This window comes from Rhodanobacter sp. DHG33 (assembly GCF_014843005.1).
In the GTDB taxonomy this organism is placed as follows: domain Bacteria; phylum Pseudomonadota; class Gammaproteobacteria; order Xanthomonadales; family Rhodanobacteraceae; genus Rhodanobacter_A.
This window is the reverse complement of the sequence record NZ_JACYXM010000010.1, coordinates 32,314-48,176: the sequence shown is the minus strand read 5'-3', so window position 1 is coordinate 48,176 and position 15,863 is coordinate 32,314. Positions and strand designations below refer to the sequence as shown.

Annotated in this window: 19 protein-coding genes and 1 riboswitch; of the genes, 12 read left to right on the top strand and 7 right to left on the bottom strand. The window is 67.0% G+C overall.

The annotated features are described in order from the left end of the window. Positions 1-95 precede the first annotated feature (95 nt). Positions 96-425 carry a hypothetical protein gene (locus tag IHE46_RS16175; RefSeq protein ID WP_192165858.1) on the top strand — a complete coding sequence of 110 codons (330 nt, stop codon included), beginning with the start codon at positions 96-98 and terminating at the stop codon, positions 423-425. Positions 426-445: 20 nt separating this feature from the next. Here the strand turns inward: IHE46_RS16175 and IHE46_RS16170 are convergent, their stop codons facing one another. After that, positions 446-652 carry a hypothetical protein gene (locus IHE46_RS16170; RefSeq protein ID WP_192165856.1) on the bottom strand — a complete coding sequence of 69 codons (207 nt, stop codon included), beginning with the start codon at positions 650-652 and terminating at the stop codon, positions 446-448. After that, a complete protein-coding gene (locus IHE46_RS16165) occupies positions 649-1,401 on the bottom strand; it encodes a hypothetical protein (protein ID WP_343230047.1) in 753 nt (250 codons plus the stop codon). The genes IHE46_RS16170 and IHE46_RS16165 overlap by 4 nt, the downstream gene beginning before the upstream one ends. Positions 1,402-1,546: 145 nt before the next feature. After that, positions 1,547-1,624, top strand: a riboswitch (S-adenosyl-L-homocysteine riboswitch). A gap of 18 nt (positions 1,625-1,642) precedes the next feature. On the opposite strand from IHE46_RS16165, the gene IHE46_RS16160 reads away from it, so the two are divergent. After that, on the top strand, positions 1,643-2,572 hold the full coding sequence (locus IHE46_RS16160; RefSeq protein WP_225563120.1) for a hypothetical protein: 930 nt from the start codon (positions 1,643-1,645) through the stop codon (positions 2,570-2,572). Here IHE46_RS16160 and IHE46_RS16155 read toward each other — a convergent pair. After that, positions 2,548-3,261 (bottom strand): DUF6624 domain-containing protein, encoded by a 714-nt coding sequence (locus IHE46_RS16155; RefSeq protein ID WP_192165854.1) that lies wholly within the window; start codon positions 3,259-3,261, stop codon positions 2,548-2,550. The genes IHE46_RS16160 and IHE46_RS16155 overlap by 25 nt on opposite strands. A 94-nt stretch (positions 3,262-3,355) precedes the next feature. On the opposite strand from IHE46_RS16155, the gene dinB reads away from it, so the two are divergent. From dinB to IHE46_RS16135, 4 genes are all read left to right on the top strand, one after another. Beyond that, positions 3,356-4,444 (top strand): DNA polymerase IV, encoded by a 1,089-nt coding sequence (gene dinB, locus IHE46_RS16150; protein ID WP_192165852.1) that lies wholly within the window; start codon positions 3,356-3,358, stop codon positions 4,442-4,444. Positions 4,445-4,590: 146 nt separating this feature from the next. Then, entirely contained in the window at positions 4,591-4,884 is a 294-nt protein-coding gene (locus IHE46_RS16145) for a hypothetical protein (RefSeq protein WP_192165850.1), read from the top strand. 222 nt (positions 4,885-5,106) lie between these two features. Further along, entirely contained in the window at positions 5,107-5,568 is a 462-nt protein-coding gene (locus IHE46_RS16140; RefSeq protein WP_192165848.1) for a MarR family transcriptional regulator, read from the top strand. A gap of 142 nt (positions 5,569-5,710) precedes the next feature. Then, the gene (locus tag IHE46_RS16135; RefSeq protein ID WP_192165846.1) at positions 5,711-6,136 is read left to right on the top strand and encodes an organic hydroperoxide resistance protein; all 426 of its coding nucleotides are present in this window, start codon (positions 5,711-5,713) and stop codon (positions 6,134-6,136) included. A 73-nt stretch (positions 6,137-6,209) separates the two neighbouring features. On the opposite strand, the gene IHE46_RS16130 is transcribed toward IHE46_RS16135, so the two are convergent. Then, positions 6,210-6,533 (bottom strand): hypothetical protein, encoded by a 324-nt coding sequence (locus tag IHE46_RS16130; protein WP_192165844.1) that lies wholly within the window; start codon positions 6,531-6,533, stop codon positions 6,210-6,212. A gap of 120 nt (positions 6,534-6,653) precedes the next feature. Between IHE46_RS16130 and IHE46_RS16125 the strand changes: the two genes are divergently transcribed. From IHE46_RS16125 to IHE46_RS16110, 4 genes are all read left to right on the top strand, one after another. After that, positions 6,654-7,232, top strand: a complete 579-nt coding sequence (locus IHE46_RS16125) for a sigma-70 family RNA polymerase sigma factor (protein WP_192165842.1) — start codon at positions 6,654-6,656, stop codon at positions 7,230-7,232. Further along, positions 7,229-7,693 carry a hypothetical protein gene (locus tag IHE46_RS16120; protein WP_192165840.1) on the top strand — a complete coding sequence of 155 codons (465 nt, stop codon included), beginning with the start codon at positions 7,229-7,231 and terminating at the stop codon, positions 7,691-7,693. The genes IHE46_RS16125 and IHE46_RS16120 overlap by 4 nt, the downstream gene beginning before the upstream one ends. A gap of 234 nt (positions 7,694-7,927) precedes the next feature. Next, entirely contained in the window at positions 7,928-8,611 is a 684-nt protein-coding gene (locus IHE46_RS16115; protein ID WP_192165838.1) for a hypothetical protein, read from the top strand. Positions 8,612-8,697: 86 nt separating this feature from the next. Beyond that, entirely contained in the window at positions 8,698-9,393 is a 696-nt protein-coding gene (locus IHE46_RS16110; RefSeq protein WP_192165836.1) for a hypothetical protein, read from the top strand. 4 nt (positions 9,394-9,397) lie between these two features. On the opposite strand, the gene dapB is transcribed toward IHE46_RS16110, so the two are convergent. Further along, complete coding sequence (gene dapB / locus IHE46_RS16105) at positions 9,398-10,198, bottom strand: 4-hydroxy-tetrahydrodipicolinate reductase (RefSeq protein WP_192165834.1); 801 nt, start codon at positions 10,196-10,198, stop codon at positions 9,398-9,400. Between the two features lie 193 nt (positions 10,199-10,391). Between dapB and IHE46_RS16100 the strand changes: the two genes are divergently transcribed. Further along, positions 10,392-11,084: a hypothetical protein gene (locus IHE46_RS16100; RefSeq protein ID WP_192165833.1), complete on the top strand. Its 693-nt coding sequence runs from the start codon at positions 10,392-10,394 to the stop codon at positions 11,082-11,084. A 78-nt stretch (positions 11,085-11,162) separates the two neighbouring features. Here IHE46_RS16100 and lpdA read toward each other — a convergent pair whose 3' ends face one another. Both lpdA and aceF read right to left on the bottom strand, forming a co-directional pair. Beyond that, positions 11,163-12,935, bottom strand: a complete 1,773-nt coding sequence (lpdA, locus tag IHE46_RS16095; protein ID WP_192165831.1) for a dihydrolipoyl dehydrogenase — start codon at positions 12,933-12,935, stop codon at positions 11,163-11,165. A 119-nt stretch (positions 12,936-13,054) separates the two neighbouring features. Further along, positions 13,055-14,743 carry a dihydrolipoyllysine-residue acetyltransferase gene (gene aceF / locus IHE46_RS16090; RefSeq protein ID WP_192165829.1) on the bottom strand — a complete coding sequence of 563 codons (1,689 nt, stop codon included), beginning with the start codon at positions 14,741-14,743 and terminating at the stop codon, positions 13,055-13,057. Positions 14,744-14,967: 224 nt separating this feature from the next. On the opposite strand from aceF, the gene IHE46_RS16085 reads away from it, so the two are divergent. After that, positions 14,968-15,852, top strand: a complete 885-nt coding sequence (locus IHE46_RS16085) for an ABC transporter ATP-binding protein (RefSeq protein ID WP_192165827.1) — start codon at positions 14,968-14,970, stop codon at positions 15,850-15,852. The last annotated feature ends 11 nt before the right edge of the window (positions 15,853-15,863 follow it).

The window sequence follows — 15,863 nt, the reverse complement described above, 5'->3', positions numbered from 1 at the left end:
CGAGCCGGGGTTCGACCAGTCCCTGACGGCAGGGACGACTTGCGCCGCCGCACGGCACGGCCCACGCTTCGCACGGGGAAACCGGGGGATACACGATGGGCAAGACCGCGCCTTTGTTGCTGGTGGTAGTGATCGTCGCAGCGACCTACCTGACCTGGCGCCACTACGCGAACGCGAAGGCCCTGCTGCAGGACTGGGCCAGCGCCAACAAGCTGCGCATCCTGCAGGCAAAGTCCAATGCCGTCTGGCTGTCTTTGCCGCTGTCGATGTGGTTCACCACCTCGAGGTACCAGCTGGTCTATCGCATTTCCGCGTACGACGAATGCACCCACCGCATCCGCACAGGCCTGGTGCGGCTTGGCACGCCCATCTGGGGTTTCATGAACCCCGATGCGGTCGAAGTGTTCTGGGACGACGCCGGCTAGAACCCGGCACCGTTCCGGGCTCAACGTCGCGCGCGGCGCAACACGTTCTCGGCCAGGATCGCGAGCAGGCCGGCCGCGAACACCAGCGCGTTGCAACCGCCGCCAAGCCGCAACAGCGGCAGCGCCAGCCACGCCAGCAGCAGCCACGCCACGATGGCGAATGCATAGCGGCCGTCGTCGACGAACAGGCCCCAGAGTTCGGCCAGGATCGTACGCAGCCAGCTCATCGGGCGACTCCCGCCGCCATGCGCCGGCATCCGGCGACGCACAGCATCGCCACTGCCAGGAAGGCGCACATGAGCAGCGGAATGGCGCCGTCCGCACCCGGCCACGCATAGCCCATGCCCTCGCCCGCCCAGTACGTGCCGAACGCGCACAGCAACACGCCCACCGCGAACTTCAAGGTGTTCTCCGGCACGCGCGCCAGCGGCTTGTGCACCGCCACGCCCAGCGCCGCCACCACCAGCAATGCAGCGAGCGCGCCCAGGCTGGCCGGCCACAGCAGGTCGGGACGGCCGGCGCCGATGGCGAGCACGATGAACACCACCTCGACGCCTTCGAGCACGGTGATCTTGAACGCTGCCGCGAAGGCCAGCTTGTCCCACGCATGCGCAGCGACAGCCTGTTCGCGCAGCGCCTGTGCCTCGCGTTCGTAGATCGCCGCCTCGTCGTGCAGCGCGAGCACGCCCGCCGCGCGCAGCACAGCCTTGCGCAACCAGCGCATGCCGAACAGCAGCAGCAGGCCGCCCACCACCAGCTGCAGTTTCTGCAGCGGGATGCGGGTGAGCGCGTGGCCCAAGGCCACGACCAGCAACAGCAATGCCGCCAAGCCCGACGCACTGCCGGCCAATGCGCTGCGCCAGCCGCGCACCGCGCCTACCGCCAGCACCACGGTCAGAGCTTCTACGCATTCCACAAGCGAAGCGAGGAAGGAGGCCAGCATGGACGGCCAGAGATGAGTCCAGTGGATCAACACGTCGTGGTGCCTTCATGCAGGCGATGGGGACCGCGCGAGCATACGCTCTCCATGCAGGGCGCTGCCGCATCGGCAAATTGACACGCTGCAGGGCCGCAAGGAAACTGCACACGTTTGGCGCGCCGGAAACCTTCTGCGCGCCGTCCGGGCCAAGGGGTGCTGCGACGGATCACGATCCGCCACGCTTGGCTCGTGATGACCTCGGCAAGGGCGCCCTTTCCATGATCTTGGAGAGCAACCCATGCCCGTCCAGCTTGCCATCGCCACCTCGGCGGCCTATCCGGCCGTCCAGCCCGACGACGCCCACTTGGTAGCTTCGCTTGCGACGCTCGACATCCAGTCGCAGGTTTGCGTATGGAACGATCCCGGTGTCGACTGGGGCCGCCACGATGCGGTGCTGGTCCGCACCATCTGGGACTACTTCGAACACTACGACGCGTTCCTTGCCTGGCTGGACCGGCTCGAGCGCGCGGGCGTGCCGGTCATCAATCCCGTAGCACTGATGCGCTGGAACAGCGACAAGCGCTACCTGTTGCAACTGGAATCGCTCGGAGTGCCGATCATTCCCACCCGGCTCGCCTCGCACGGGGCTTTGCGCGATGCCCTGGCTCCGTTCCATGGCCAGGACGTTGTGGCCAAACCATGCATCAGCGGTGGCGCGTGGCGCACAGTGCGCGGCACGGCGGGCGACGCCGCGTTCGATCGCGCGGTATCTGAGCTGCCGCCAGGCGAATATTTGCTGCAGCCTTTCGTGCAGGCCATCGTCGACGACGGCGAGTGGTCGCTGCTGTTCTTCGGCGGCGAGTTCAGCCACGCCGTCGTCAAGCGGCCCGCCGCGGGCGACTACCGCGTGCAGAGCCAGTACGGCGGCCGCACCGATGCCATGGAACCCGACGCGGCCATGCTCGCCGCCGCCCGGCACGTGCTGGCGGCCTGCGCTGAATTAGGGCTGGGCGACATCACGTACGCACGGGTGGATGGCGTGGTCGTGGACGGCCGCTTCCTGCTCATGGAGCTGGAGCTGATCGAGCCTTTCCTGTTTCTTGCCGGCCGGCCCGACGCCGCGGAGCAACATGCCCGCGCCATCGCCGCGCAGCTCAAAGCGCTTCGGGCAGAGACCGCCTTGAACAGCGGAATGCAGGCTACTCAGGACTTCGCCGGCACCTTGTAGACCACCCGCAGCAGGCACTCGTAATCGGCCAGCGGCGGAAGGCCCGCAGCAGCGCGACGCTGGTCCACGCGACCAGCGTCCTCCATGGGGCTGGGTTTCAGTTCGCCGTCCTTGATACCCGCGGGGTCGAACTGGGTGCCGTAGCGCTGCAGCTTGTGCTGTGCCAGCAGCACGCGGTCGGTGAGCGTGGCGTACTCCTGCGCGTCGACACCGCCATGGCCGGGGCGGCCCTGCAGTTCCTCCAGCACATGCGCCTGGAAGCCCGGGTCGCGGTCGGCGTGCTGCACGAGCTGCCATGCCGCATGCATGCCATCGCTGCCCACCTGCGCAGGCGTGGGGAAACCCTGCGCCGCATCGATCTGCCTGATGCGCGGCAAATTGCGGCCATCGACGTCGTACGCCGCCTTGAACAGCGCGGGATCCTTGCTGCCGCCAGCGATGGCCGCATTGCGGGCCTTCGCATCCGCGTCGCCCATCTGCAACAACGCCTTGCGCAGCATCGGCTGGCTGGGGCTCGCTGGCGGATGCACTTTCCTCTCCGCGGCGACCCTGGTCTCCTGCACCTTGGCCCATGCCGCCATGCCTGGGCATGACTGCGCCCATTGCGCATCGCTGTCGTCGGCCGCATGCGCCGCCATCAGCCAGCCCGACATCAGCACTGTCGTTCCCATCAGCCATACCTTGTGCATCGCCCCTCCTCGACCAGCCCGCGCCCACCGGCTCGTGCGGCTTCGACTCGGCAGTCTAGAATTGGTTCCTCATCGGGCATCCATCGACCGCATCGTGTCCGCTCCGCCGCGCAAAATCCTCCACATCGACATGGATGCGTTCTACGCATCGGTGGAACAGCGCGACGATCCTTCGCTGCGCGGACTGCCGGTCGTGGTGGCGTGGAAAGGCGCGCGTTCGGTGGTGTGCGCGGCGAGCTACGAGGCGCGCAAGTTCGGCGTGCGTTCGGCCATGCCGGCCGTGCGCGCGGAGCGGCTGTGCCCGCAGGCGATCTTCGTGCCGCCGGATTTCACGCGCTACAAGGCGGTGTCGCGGCAGGTGCAGGCGATCTTCGCGCGGCACACGGAGCTGATCGAGCCGTTGTCGCTGGACGAGGCCTACCTCGACGTCACCGAGACGAAGACCGACCTGCCCTCGGCCACGGCCACCGCCGAAGCGATACGCGCGGCGATACGCGAGGAAACGCAACTCACGGCCTCCGCCGGCGTGGCGCCGAACAAGTTCCTCGCCAAGATCGCCTCGGACTTCCGCAAGCCCGACGGCCTGTTCGTGGTGCGCCCGCGGGAAGTGCTGGATTTCCTCGCCCCGCTGCCGATCGGTCGCCTGCCCGGCGTGGGCAAGGTGATGGAAGGCAAGCTGACCGCGCTGGGCCTGGACACCGTGGGCGACTTGCGCGCGTTCGCGGCGGAAGAGCTGGAGCAGCGCTTCGGCCGTTGGGGGCGACGCCTGCACGAGCTGTCGCTGGGCATCGACGATCACCCGGTGACGCCCGACCGCCCCACCTTGCAGGTATCCGCGGAGGACACCTTCGAGCACGACCTCACGCTGGATGAGCTCGAGCCGCACATCCGCCGCCTCGCCGAAAAGGCCTGGGCCGCGCACCAGCGCGAGGCACAGGAGGGGCGCATCGCACGCACCGTGGTGCTGAAGCTGAAGACCGCGGATTTCCACACACTCACGCGCAGCCTCACACCCACACAGCGGCCGGGTTCGGAGCGCGAACTGGCCGAGCTGGCCTGCGCCCTGCGCGCACGCGTGGAGCGCCCTGCCGACAGCCGCTACCGCCTGGTCGGCGTGGGCTTGTCCGGCTTCGTCGATGCCGACAGTTACGCGGCGCAGCGGGATTTGTTCGACACCGTCTGACACGACAGCACACATCACTGCGGGCCATCGTGCAGCACGGCGAATCGTATCTTTTTGCGAACATCCGCCATTCATCCTGCAGGCCGGATCCCGGCCTATGGTGATGGGGCCATGCCCCCATGGCCTGCCCAAATGGAGGTTACGTCATGACCAAGACCATCGCCGCCGCACTGATCGCCAGCGTTTTCGCGCTGCCTGTCTCGTACGCGCTTGCCGCCCCGCAGCACAGCGGCGGCCACGCCCCTTCCGACCATTCGTCCATGCCCATGTCATCGATGCACATGAACCAGGACATGCATGGCGACGCGGTGTCCGGCACCGCACACATGGCCAAGGCCAACGGTACCAAGGTCGGCAAGACCGTCAGCCCGGTCGCCAGCAGCAAGAACAAGGGCAAGCACGAGGCCAAGGGCCACGCCAAGACCCATCACAAGCACTGAGCTTGCCGCGCCCATGCGCAACCGGGGCCGGATCGAGGGATCCGGCCTTGGTTCCATGACCGCCCGGCAGACGCAGGTTCGGGCGGCTTCGTCGACACCGGCGATCACCTGAGCAACACAACCCACCCGAGGGCAGCCAAGCCGACACACTCGACCGGCACACCGCCTTCCGTCGCAGAAAATTATCTTGCAATTAAATAGCACGCTATTTATATTGCACCCATGAAGACTCGCCCCGCCACGGCCACCGCGAACTCCCCCTTGCTGCTCGACCAGCAGGTCTGCTTTGCGCTGTATGCGGCGAATCTGGCGATGGGCAAGCTCTACCGCAAGCTGCTGCATGCGCTGGAACTCACCTATCCGCAATACCTGGTGATGCTGGTGCTGTGGGAGCGCGATGGTCTGACCGTGTCGGAGATCGGCGAGCGGCTGTACCTGGATTCGGCCACGCTCACGCCCCTGCTCAAGCGGCTGCAGGCCGCCGGCCTGCTCGACCGCGTCCGTTCGGCCGAGGACGAGCGCCAGGTGGTGATCACGCTTACCGCGGAAGGGCGCGCGCTGAAGAAACGCGCCAACGCCGTGCCGAACGAAGTGCTGTGCGCCGCCGGCTGCAAAGCGGACGAGCTGCGTGGCCTCAAGCGCGACCTCGACCGGCTGCGCTCCCACCTGTCCAGCGATTCCTGAGAACGGCCGCCACAGGAATTTCAACGCTTTATTAAGTAGTGCGCTATTAAATAACGCTATAACTTTAACCCGAAGCACACCAAGCGCTCACACACCATCCCCCAGGCTGATGACACAGCCACCCACCCGAGAGGCAACCACCATGTCCATCGAAAAAGTCCTGTACCGCGCCCATGCCAAAGCCACCGGCGGCCGCGACGGCCACGCCACCTCCTCCGACGGCGTGCTCGACGTCAAGCTGACCGTGCCGAAAGAACTCGGCGGCAACGGCGCCACCGGCACCAACCCCGAGCAATTGTTCGCGGCCGGTTACTCGGCCTGCTTCCTCGGCGCCATGAAATTCGTCGCCGGCCAGGACAAGCACACGCTGCCCGCCGACACCTCCATCGAAGGCGCGGTCGGCATCGGCCAGATTCCCACCGGCTTCGGCATCGAGGTGGAACTGAAGATCCACGTGCCCGGCATGTCGCGCGAGGAAGTGGAGGCGCTGGTGCAGAAGGCCCACGTCGTCTGCCCGTATTCCAACGCCACCCGCGGCAACATCGACGTGAAGCTGGTCGTGGCCTGAGCCCGCCGCAGCGATCCTCGTGCAAAGCGAAGCCCGGGCCAGCCCCGGGCTTCGCTTTTGACCCACATCAGACTCAGCCCAGCTTGCGCGCCACCAGGTAGAACACCAGGTTGCCAAGCCCCGTGGCGCCGGCCAGCACGGCCACCAGCCCCGGCGTGACGTCCTGCCAGCCGAACCACTGGATCAGGCCGAAGCCCAGCGCCACCGACAGCAGTACGATGCCCCAGCGCAGCGAGGAATGGCGGCGGCGCAGCTCTTCTTCGCGCAGCAGGGAGGCCACCAGTTCGGGCGAGCTGCCCGCGGTCACCACGCGCCGGCGCACCATCGCGTCGACGCAGACCTTGATGGCGTAGGCAATACAGACAAACAGCGAAATCGGAACCAGCTCGATGTGCATGGGAACCTCCGGGTAGATAAGTGGAAATAATGGCCTTCGGGGACATGGATACCGGCCGCCGGCCAACGGTTGCAGTGGATGCGCTGCAACCGTTGCGCGCCTGCCTGTATCCCTTGCGTCATGGATGACGCCCACCCCAACGATCGCGCCCTGGCGGAAGCCGTGCTGGCCAACCGGCCCGGCGCGTTCGAACGCCTTGTGCGCGAGTACCAGGGCCTGTGCTGGCACATCATCCAGCGCATGGTGCGCAACCCCGAGGATGCGCGCGAGCTGTGCCAGGACACCTTCCTGCGCGTCCATCAGTGCCTGCACCAGTACCGTGGCGAGAGCGCGCTGAAGTCGTGGATAGGCCGCGTGGCCTGGACCATCGCCCTGCGCCATCTGCAGCACAAACGCATTCCGCTGGTCGAGCCGCATGGCGATGACGAAGGCGGCACGCTGCTGGAAAGCATCAGCGACGGCTTCGATCTCGAAACCGCCTGCGCGGACGAGGAAACCCAGCGCCACCTGCACGAAGCCATCGAGACGCTGCCGCCTTTGCAGCGTACGGTGCTCACCCTGTACTACCTCGACGAACTGCCCATCCCCGAGATCGCTCGCATCACCGGGCTGGCCGGGGGTACCATCAAAAGCCACTTGTTCCGTTCACGCCTGCGCCTGCGCGAGGCGCTGGAAAACCGGACAGGAGTTGCGGCATGAACCACGACGACATCATCCCTTTCGACGACCCCGCGCAGGAGCGCGAATGGCAGGCGCAGGAGCGCGCCTTGCAGGCCGAGCGCCTCGGTCTCGATCCGTCCAGCGGCGATCACCGTGTGCGCCGCTACCGCATGCTGGCACGCACATTGCGCGAGCCCATGCCATCGGCCCTGCCCGATGATTTCGCTCAGCAGATGGCGGCGCGGGTGGCCGCTGCGCCGGCGCGCGACGAAGCCGCCGATTCGCGCTTCGAGTTCATCCTGACCAGCGTGCTGGGCATCGTGCTGGTCATAGCGGCTGGCGTGGTGACCGCCGACTATGGCGCTGCCTGGCTTCCTGCATTCCGTCCGTTGCTGCCCACGGCCGGTTCATCCGCGGCAGGGTGGCTGTTGTCGCTGGGAGGCTGCGTGGCTGCGACCTGGTTGCTCGGATTACGTCCGGGGCGACGCCTGGTGGGCTGAGCCGCCCTGCCTTTTCACCGGTTCCGTGCCGGAGCGATGCGTTCGCAATCCCTTATCCCCTGCAGAGTCTGGCCGCCCCCATTCGCAAGCGGCCGCATTTCGCTTGTGACGTTCCCGCAGCCCCCCCCCGAGCCAGAAGGTTCGCCCGTATGCAGATGACCGAAACCGCCAGTCGCTTGCGGAAGTAACGATCCGTTACGCTTCACAGCCGACCAAGCCCATGCCGGAGGGAGCATGCACATCGAGCCGCCAAACGCCCGGCTGGGATCCACCAGGGATTTCGCCAAGCACTACCTGATGATCGTGCTCAGCATCCTCACCGCCCTGGGGCTGGAGGCGTGGATCGAACACGCGCACCACGCCCGCGCAGCCGAGGAAGCCAACCAGCACATCCGCACCGAATTGCTGGCGAACCTGGCCGACATACGCAAATCGATCAAGTCCAACGAGAGGCTGATGGCTCCGCTGCAGCACCTCGACGCAACCGTCGCCGCAGACATCCACGGCAACCTGCCCGCCGCGACGATCAACCAGCATATCCAGGCGCAGAAAAGCGCCTTCACGCTGAGCATCAACTGGCCGACGTTCGCCTCGCAATCCTGGGACGTGGCCGTGGCCAACCAGTCGGCCAGCTGGATCGACGACGCCCAGTTGCGCCGCTATTCCCAGGCCTACGCCGACCTGCGCGAAACCTCGGACTGGTTCACGCACGACGGCGTCATCCTGCTCGACGTACCGGCCATGGAGCGGCTGCACACGCGCATCGACTTCGACGCCTCCGTGGATCCGCTCGAGTTCGCCGGCAGCGTGCGGCAAATGCTGCACACTTCGACGGAAGCCCAGTCGCACCTCCAGCAACTGGAAAACCACCTCCTGGACGCGCTGGGCAACGATGCCGGCGGCGGAGCGCCGCACTAAGCGGCATCGCCCGGCGCCGCGCACGGCAATCCCGGCCGGGTAATCCGCTACGCTTCACAGCCGATCAAGCCTGTGCCGGAGAGAGCATGCACATCGAGCCGCAGAACACCCGGCTGGAATCCTCCAGGGATTTCGCCAAGCATTACCTGATGATCGTCCTCAGCATCCTCACGGCGCTGGGGCTGGAGGCGTGGATCGAACATGCGCACCATGCGCATGCGGCCGCGGCTTCCAGCGCACGGATCGAGGCGGAGATCCGCATCAACCTCAGCCAGACCGAAGCGTCGTTGAAGAAGGATTCCGCGCAGTTGCAGCGGCTCACCGCGATTCGCGATGCCGTGTCCACCGATATCAAGACGCACGTGCCGGACGAGACGATCAGGCAACATATCCTGGCGCTGACCCACAATAGCTTCGATCTCAATCTCAACTTTCCGCAGTTGCGCCACGAAGCGTGGGACGTGGCGGTGGCGGACCAGTCGGCCAGCTGGATCGACCACGATCGCATGCAACGCTATTCCATCGCCTACGCCAGCCAACGCGACACCCTCAGCATGCTCAACGAGAACACCTCGCTCATCATGAACGGCTCGGCCATGGTCAACACCATTGCCGACCTGGATACCGGCGACGTGCAGCCGCGCGACTTCCTGCACACCATCAGCCAGATGCGCGCCATGCTCGACCAGACCACGCAGAACCTGCGCTTGTTCGTAGGCACGCTCAAAGCGGCGCTGTCTCCGGAGAGCACGGACCCGACCGAGCAGGCCGGGCACGCCTGAGCGTTCAGAACTCCAGCACCGCGTCCAGCCCGCGGTGCAGGCCGACAAGGCCCGGCACCTTGCGGATCGCCAGCAGCGCGCCATCCACATAGGGTTTCGCACTGCCGCCCGCGTTGTGGCGGATGCTCAGGGTCTGGTCGGGCAGGCCGAAGAGGGTTTCGGCGCCGAGCACGAAGCCCGGCAGGCGCACCGCATGCACCTGGCTGCCGGCCAAGGTGCCTCCGCGTGTCTCGCGCAGGCCGCGGGTTTCTTCCAGCGGCACTTCCAGCCGCGGCTGGCGCACCTTGCCCATGCGCATGGCCAGCTCGCGCACGGTGCCGCTGGGCGCGTCCGGCTTGCCGGCGTAGGCGTAATCGATGATTTCCCACTGCGGCAGGATCTTCGCCGCCATCTCGGAAAACTTGATCAGCAGCACCGCAGTCAAGGCGAAGTTGCCGCAGGCCAGTACGCCGCGGCCGCGCTCGCGCGCCACGGCGTCGATCCGCGCGTAGTCCGCGTCGCCCAGCCCGGAGGTGCCCACCACTACATGCGCGCCGCGTTCCAGCGCGGCAAGCACGTTGGCTCGCGCGGTGTCGGGGTGCGTGTATTCGACGAACACATCGCAAGGCATGGACAGCGCTTCGGATGCGCTGGCGAATACCGGCGCGGCGATCCCGGCATCGCCCAGCGCGTCACCGAGAGGTTGGCCGGCATGCCGGCGCGATACCGCAGCGACCAGTTCCAGGTCCGCGCTGGCGGCGATGCCGCACGCCAGCTCCGAGCCGGCCCAGCCGGTGGCGCCGGCAAGACATACCTTCAACGACATGGTCACCTCGCAGATCCATGCGCTACGCCGGAACGCGGCATGGCAATCACTGATTTATCTGGCATATGGAGACCGATGGTACCCACGCAGACACCCGGCGTCATACTTCTGCACCCGCGCCCGACGCGACTGGCGCAGACCGGAACCAGGCGATCCGCTACGCTCGTGCGGTCCCGCCTTCGCTGGAGCCATCATGCATCTCGAACCACCGCACGCCGAACTGACATCCTTCAAGGACTTCGCCAAGCACTATCTGATGATCGTGCTCAGCATCCTTACCGCGCTGGGACTGGAGGCGTGGATCGAACACACGCATCGCACGCACGCGGCAGCCACGGCCAGTGCGCAGATCGAGGCGGAACTGCAGACCAACCTCGCCGATATCGAGCGGATGCGCGGTGCCGATGCGCAACGCCTGGCCATGCTGACACAGCTGGACGACTACCTGGTCCAGGCGGTGAAGGACCACACCGACGCGGCCACGATCAAACAGCACATCGATGCGCAGACGTCAGGCGATTTCTCTCTGGGACTGCAGTTGCCGAAGCTGCGGCACGAGGCCTGGGACGTGGCGGTCGCCAACCAGTCGGCCGGCTGGATCGATGCCGGCCAGCTGCGCCACTACGCCACGATCTACGCTTACCAGAGCGATTTCGAGCGGCGGGTCTCGTTCAATACCAGCGTCAACCTGCAGGACTCGAAGATGAACGACATCGATGCCGACCTGAAGGCCGGCACCCTCCAGCCGATCGAAGTCATGCATACCGTGAACTCCATGGCCTCCTCGATAGGCGATACCGTCATCGCGCTGGACTCCATGGAGCGGGCTTTCAAGCATGAACTGCCGGATCTCGTCGCGACGGCACCCGCTGCGCCATCGCACTGACGCTTTATCGCGACAGATGGGTTGCCCCACGAAAAAGCCCGGCCGAAGCCGGGCTTTTTCGTGCATGCCGACCGCGGTTCACTTCTTCTTCGGAATGTAGAGGTCGGTGATGGTGCCTTCGTAGACCTCGGCCGCCATGCCCACCGACTCGCCCAGGGTGGGATGCGGGTGCACGGTGAGCGCGATGTCGGCCGCCTCGGCGCCCATCTCGATCGCCAGCGCCAGCTCGGAGATCAGGTCGCCGGCGTTCACGCCGACCACGGCGCCGCCGACGATGCGATGGGTTTCCTCGTCGAAGATCAGCTTGGTGAAACCCTCGGTGCGCGCGATGCCGATGGCGCGGCCGGATGCCGCCCACGGGAACTTGCCCACGCCCACCTTGAGGCCTTTCTCCTTCGCCTCGCGCTCGGTGACGCCCACCCAGGCCACTTCGGGATTGGTGAACGCGACGGACGGAATCACGCGCGCATCGAAGTGCGCCTTGTGCCCCGCCGCGACTTCCGCCGCCACATGCGCCTCGTGCACCGCCTTGTGCGCCAGCATGGGCTGGCCGACGATGTCGCCGATGGCGAAGATGTGCGGCACGTTGGTGCGCAGCTGCGTGTCGACGTTGATGAAACCGCGCTCGGTCACCGCCACGCCGGCCTTGTCCGCGCCGATCTTGTTGCCGTTGGGCGAGCGGCCCACGGCCACCAGCACGCGGTCGAACACGGTGGTCTCGGGGATGCTCTCGCCCTCGTAGCCCACCTCGATGCCTTTCTTGGTGGCCTTGGCGGTGGTCACCTTGGTCTTGAGGTGGATGCCCTTGACCTTGCCGCCCAGGCGCTTGGCCAGCGGCTTCACCAGGTCGGCGTCGGCACCGGGGATGATCTGGTCCATGAACTCGACCACGGTCACTTCGCTGCCCAGCTCGGCATACACCGTGGCCATTTCCAGGCCGATGATGCCGCCACCGACGACCAGCAGCTTGCCCGGCACGTCCTTCATCTCCAGCGCACCGGTGGAATCCATCACGCGCTCGTCGTCCCAAGGGAACGCGGGCAGCTTCACCGACTGCGAGCCGGCGGCGATGACGGCCTGCTCGAAACGGATGAGCTTGGTGCCTTCGCCCGTCTGCACTTCCATCTCGTGCGGCGACACGAAGCTGCCGGTGCCGACCACCGTGCGCACCTTGCGCTGCTTCGCCATGCCGGCGAGGCCCTTGGTGAGCTGGCCGACCACGCTGGTCTTGAATCCGCGCAGCTTGTCGATGTCGAGCTTGGGCTTGCCGAAGGTGACGCCGTGCGCGGCCATGGCCTCGGCCTCGTCGATCACCGCCGCGGCATGCAGCAGCGCCTTGGATGGGATGCAGCCCACGTTGAGGCAGACGCCGCCCAGGGTGTCGTAGCGTTCCACCAGCACGGTGTCGAGACCGAGGTCGGCGGCGCGGAACGCGGCCGAATAGCCGCCTGGGCCGGAGCCGAGGACGACGAGCTGGCAAGTGATGTCCGCGCTGCGGCCGGAGGCTCCGGCCGCCTGCGGCGCCTTCGCTTCGGCCTTCGGCGCAGGCGCTGAAGCGGGTGCAGGGGCCGGCGCTGCAGCAGGCGCGGCCGGCGCAGGGGCTGCGGCACCCTCGGTTTCGAGCAGCAGGATGACCGTGCCCTCGGACACCTCGTCGCCCAGCTTCACTTTGAGCTCCTTCACCGTGCCGGCGGCGCTGGAGGGCACTTCCATCGTCGCCTTGTCCGACTCCAGCGTGATGAGGCTCTGTTCCTTCGTCACGGTGTCGCCGGCCTTCACCAGCACCTCGATCACCGGCACGTTGTCGTGGCCGCCGATGTCGGGAACCTTGATTTCGATCGTGTTCGCCATGGGAAATCCTTTGTTCTTGTTCGCTGCCTGTTGCGCCGGTGTCGCAAGCACCCGCCCCTCACCTTGCCCTCTCCCCCGTTCACCAAACTTGTTTACAGGGAGAGGGGAAAAGCAGGAGGTCAGAGCAGCAGGCGGCGGATGTCGCCCAGCTGCTTCGCCAGGAAGGCGGCGAAGCGCGCGGCGAGCGCACCGTCGATCACGCGGTGGTCGTAGGAGAGCGACAGCGGCAGGATCAGGCGCGGCGCGAACTCCTTGCCGTTCCACACCGGCTTGATCGCCGACTTGGAGACGCCGAGGATGGCCACTTCCGGCGCGTTGACGATGGGCGTGAACGCGGTGCCGCCGATGCCGCCGAGCGAGCTGATCGAGAAGCAGCCGCCGGACATGTCGTTCGGACCCAGCTTCTTGTCGCGCGCCTTCTTGGAGATCTCGCCCAGCTCGCGGGCGAGATCGAGCAGGCCCTTCTTGTCCACGTCGCGGATCACCGGCACCACCAGGCCGTCGGGCGTGTCCACCGCGATGCCGACGTGGAAGTACTTCTTGAGGATCAGCTTCTCGCCGGTCTCGTCCAGCGAGGCGTTGAACTGCGGGAACTCCTTCAGCGCCGCCACCACCGCCTTCATCTGGAACACCAGCGGGGTGATCTTGAGGTCCTTGTTCTCTTCGCCGAGCTTCTTGCGGAAGGCCTCCAGCTCGGTGATGTCGGCGTCCTCGTGCTGGGTGACGTGCGGGATCATCGCCCAGTTGCGCGCGAGGTTGGCGCCGGAAATCTTCTGGATGCGCGAGAGCGCCTTCTCCTCGACCGGGCCGAACTTGCTGAAGTCCACCTTGGGCCACGGCAGCAGATTGAGGCCGCCGCCGGCGGCGACCGCGCCGCCCTGCACCGGCCGCGCACCCGAGGCCAGCGCGTGCTTGACGTAGGCGCTGATGTCCTCGCGCACGATGCGGCCGCCGCGCGCGCTGCCCTTCACCTGCTGGATGTCCACGCCCAGCTCGCGCGCGAAGGCGCGCACCGCGGGGCTGGCGTAGGGCGCGTCGCCCGGCATCACGATGTTGGCGTCAAACGGCGGGCGCACCTGCGGCGGCACGTCGCCTTCCGGCGGATTGCCCGGCAGCACGCTGCGGCCACCCTGGGGAGCCGGCTTTTCTTCGGCCTTCGGGGCCGCGGCGGGTGCGGGCGCCGGGGCCGCAGGGGCCGGGGCAGCCGCGCCGCCTTCGGCCTCGATCAGCGCGATCAGCGCGCCCTCGGACACCTCGTCGCCCAGCTTCAGCTTCATTTCCTTCACCACGCCGGCGAACGGCGCGGGGACTTCCATCGTGGCCTTGTCCGATTCCAGCGTGATCAGCCCCTGGTCCTTGGCGACGCGGTCGCCCGCCTTCACCAGCACTTCGATCACCGGCACGCCGCTGTGGCCGCCGATATCGGGCACGCGGGCTTCGCGAACGCCGCCGCTGGCGGCAGCCTGGGGTGCGGCAGCTGGCTGCGGGGCGGGCGCCGGAGCCGGTGCAGGCGCCGCAGGTGCGGGCGCGGAGGCGGCCGCCGGTTGCGGTGCCGGGGCGGCGGCAGCGCCGTCGGCTTCGATCAGCGCGATCACCGCGCCTTCGGAAACCTCTTGGCCCAGCTTCACCTTCACTTCCTTGACGGTGCCCGCGAACGGCGCCGGGACTTCCATCGTGGCCTTGTCCGATTCCAGCGTGATGAGGCTCTGTTCCTTTTCCACCCGGTCGCCGGGTTTGATCAGCACCTCGATCACCGGCACGTTGTCGTGACCGCCGATGTCGGGTACGCGGGCTTCTTGGATGGCCATGGAGTCTCCTGCGGATGGCGAGGGCAGACCGCGGGGGACAGGGAGCGGTCGCAAGACTTACATGATAGCGAACGAGACATCCCGCGGGAGCACTACTTTCGCCGTGCCTGCACATGCGCATACGTATGCAGTGCGTGACGAATGACCCCGTGACGTGCAGCCCATGCGGCCTACCGCTCCGCTGCCCCACACTGCGCGCGCCAGCCCATGGAACCAGGCAACCCATGCTCAGCATCAGCCATCTGTCCAAGACCTACGCCAACGGGGTGCGCGCGCTGCGCGACATCTCGCTGGAGATCCCCAACGGCATGTTCGGCCTGCTGGGGCCGAACGGGGCCGGCAAGTCCTCGCTGATGCGCACCATCGCCACCCTGCAGGACCCGGACGAGGGCAGCATCCGGCTGGACGACCTGGACCTGCTGGCCGACAAGCAGGCCACCCGCCACCTGCTCGGCTACCTGCCGCAGGAATTCGGCGTGTATCCGAAAGTTTCCGCCGAGGCGATGCTGGACCATTTCGCGGTGCTCAAGGGCGTCGTCGCCAAGGGCGAGCGGCGCGATCTGGTGGAGGCGCTGCTGCGCCAGGTGAACCTGTGGGATGTGCGCAAGCGCAAGCTGGGCACCTATTCCGGCGGCATGCGCCAGCGCTTCGGCATCGCGCAGGCGCTGATCGGCGACCCGCGGCTGGTGATCGTGGACGAACCCACCGCTGGCCTCGACCCGGAGGAACGCAACCGCTTCCTCAACCTGCTGGCCGAGATCGGCGAGCGCGTGGTGGTGATCCTCTCCACCCACATCGTCGAGGACGTCACCGACCTCTGCCAGCGCATGGCCATCATCGGCCAGGGCCAGGTGCTGCTCGCCGGCGAGCCGCACGAAGCCATCCGCGCACTGGAGGGCAAGGTCTGGCGGCGCAGCATCGACAAGACCGAACTGGACGGTTATCGCGCCCGCATGAACATCCTCTCCACCCGCCTCGCCGGCGGCCGCACCCTGCTGCACGTGCTGGCCGACGAGCGGCCCGACGCGGGCTTCGAGCCGGTGGCGCCCGACCTGGAAGACGTCTATTTCGGCCGCCTGCGCGCGCAGGCCACGGTCAACGCCGCCTGACGCCGCCCGCC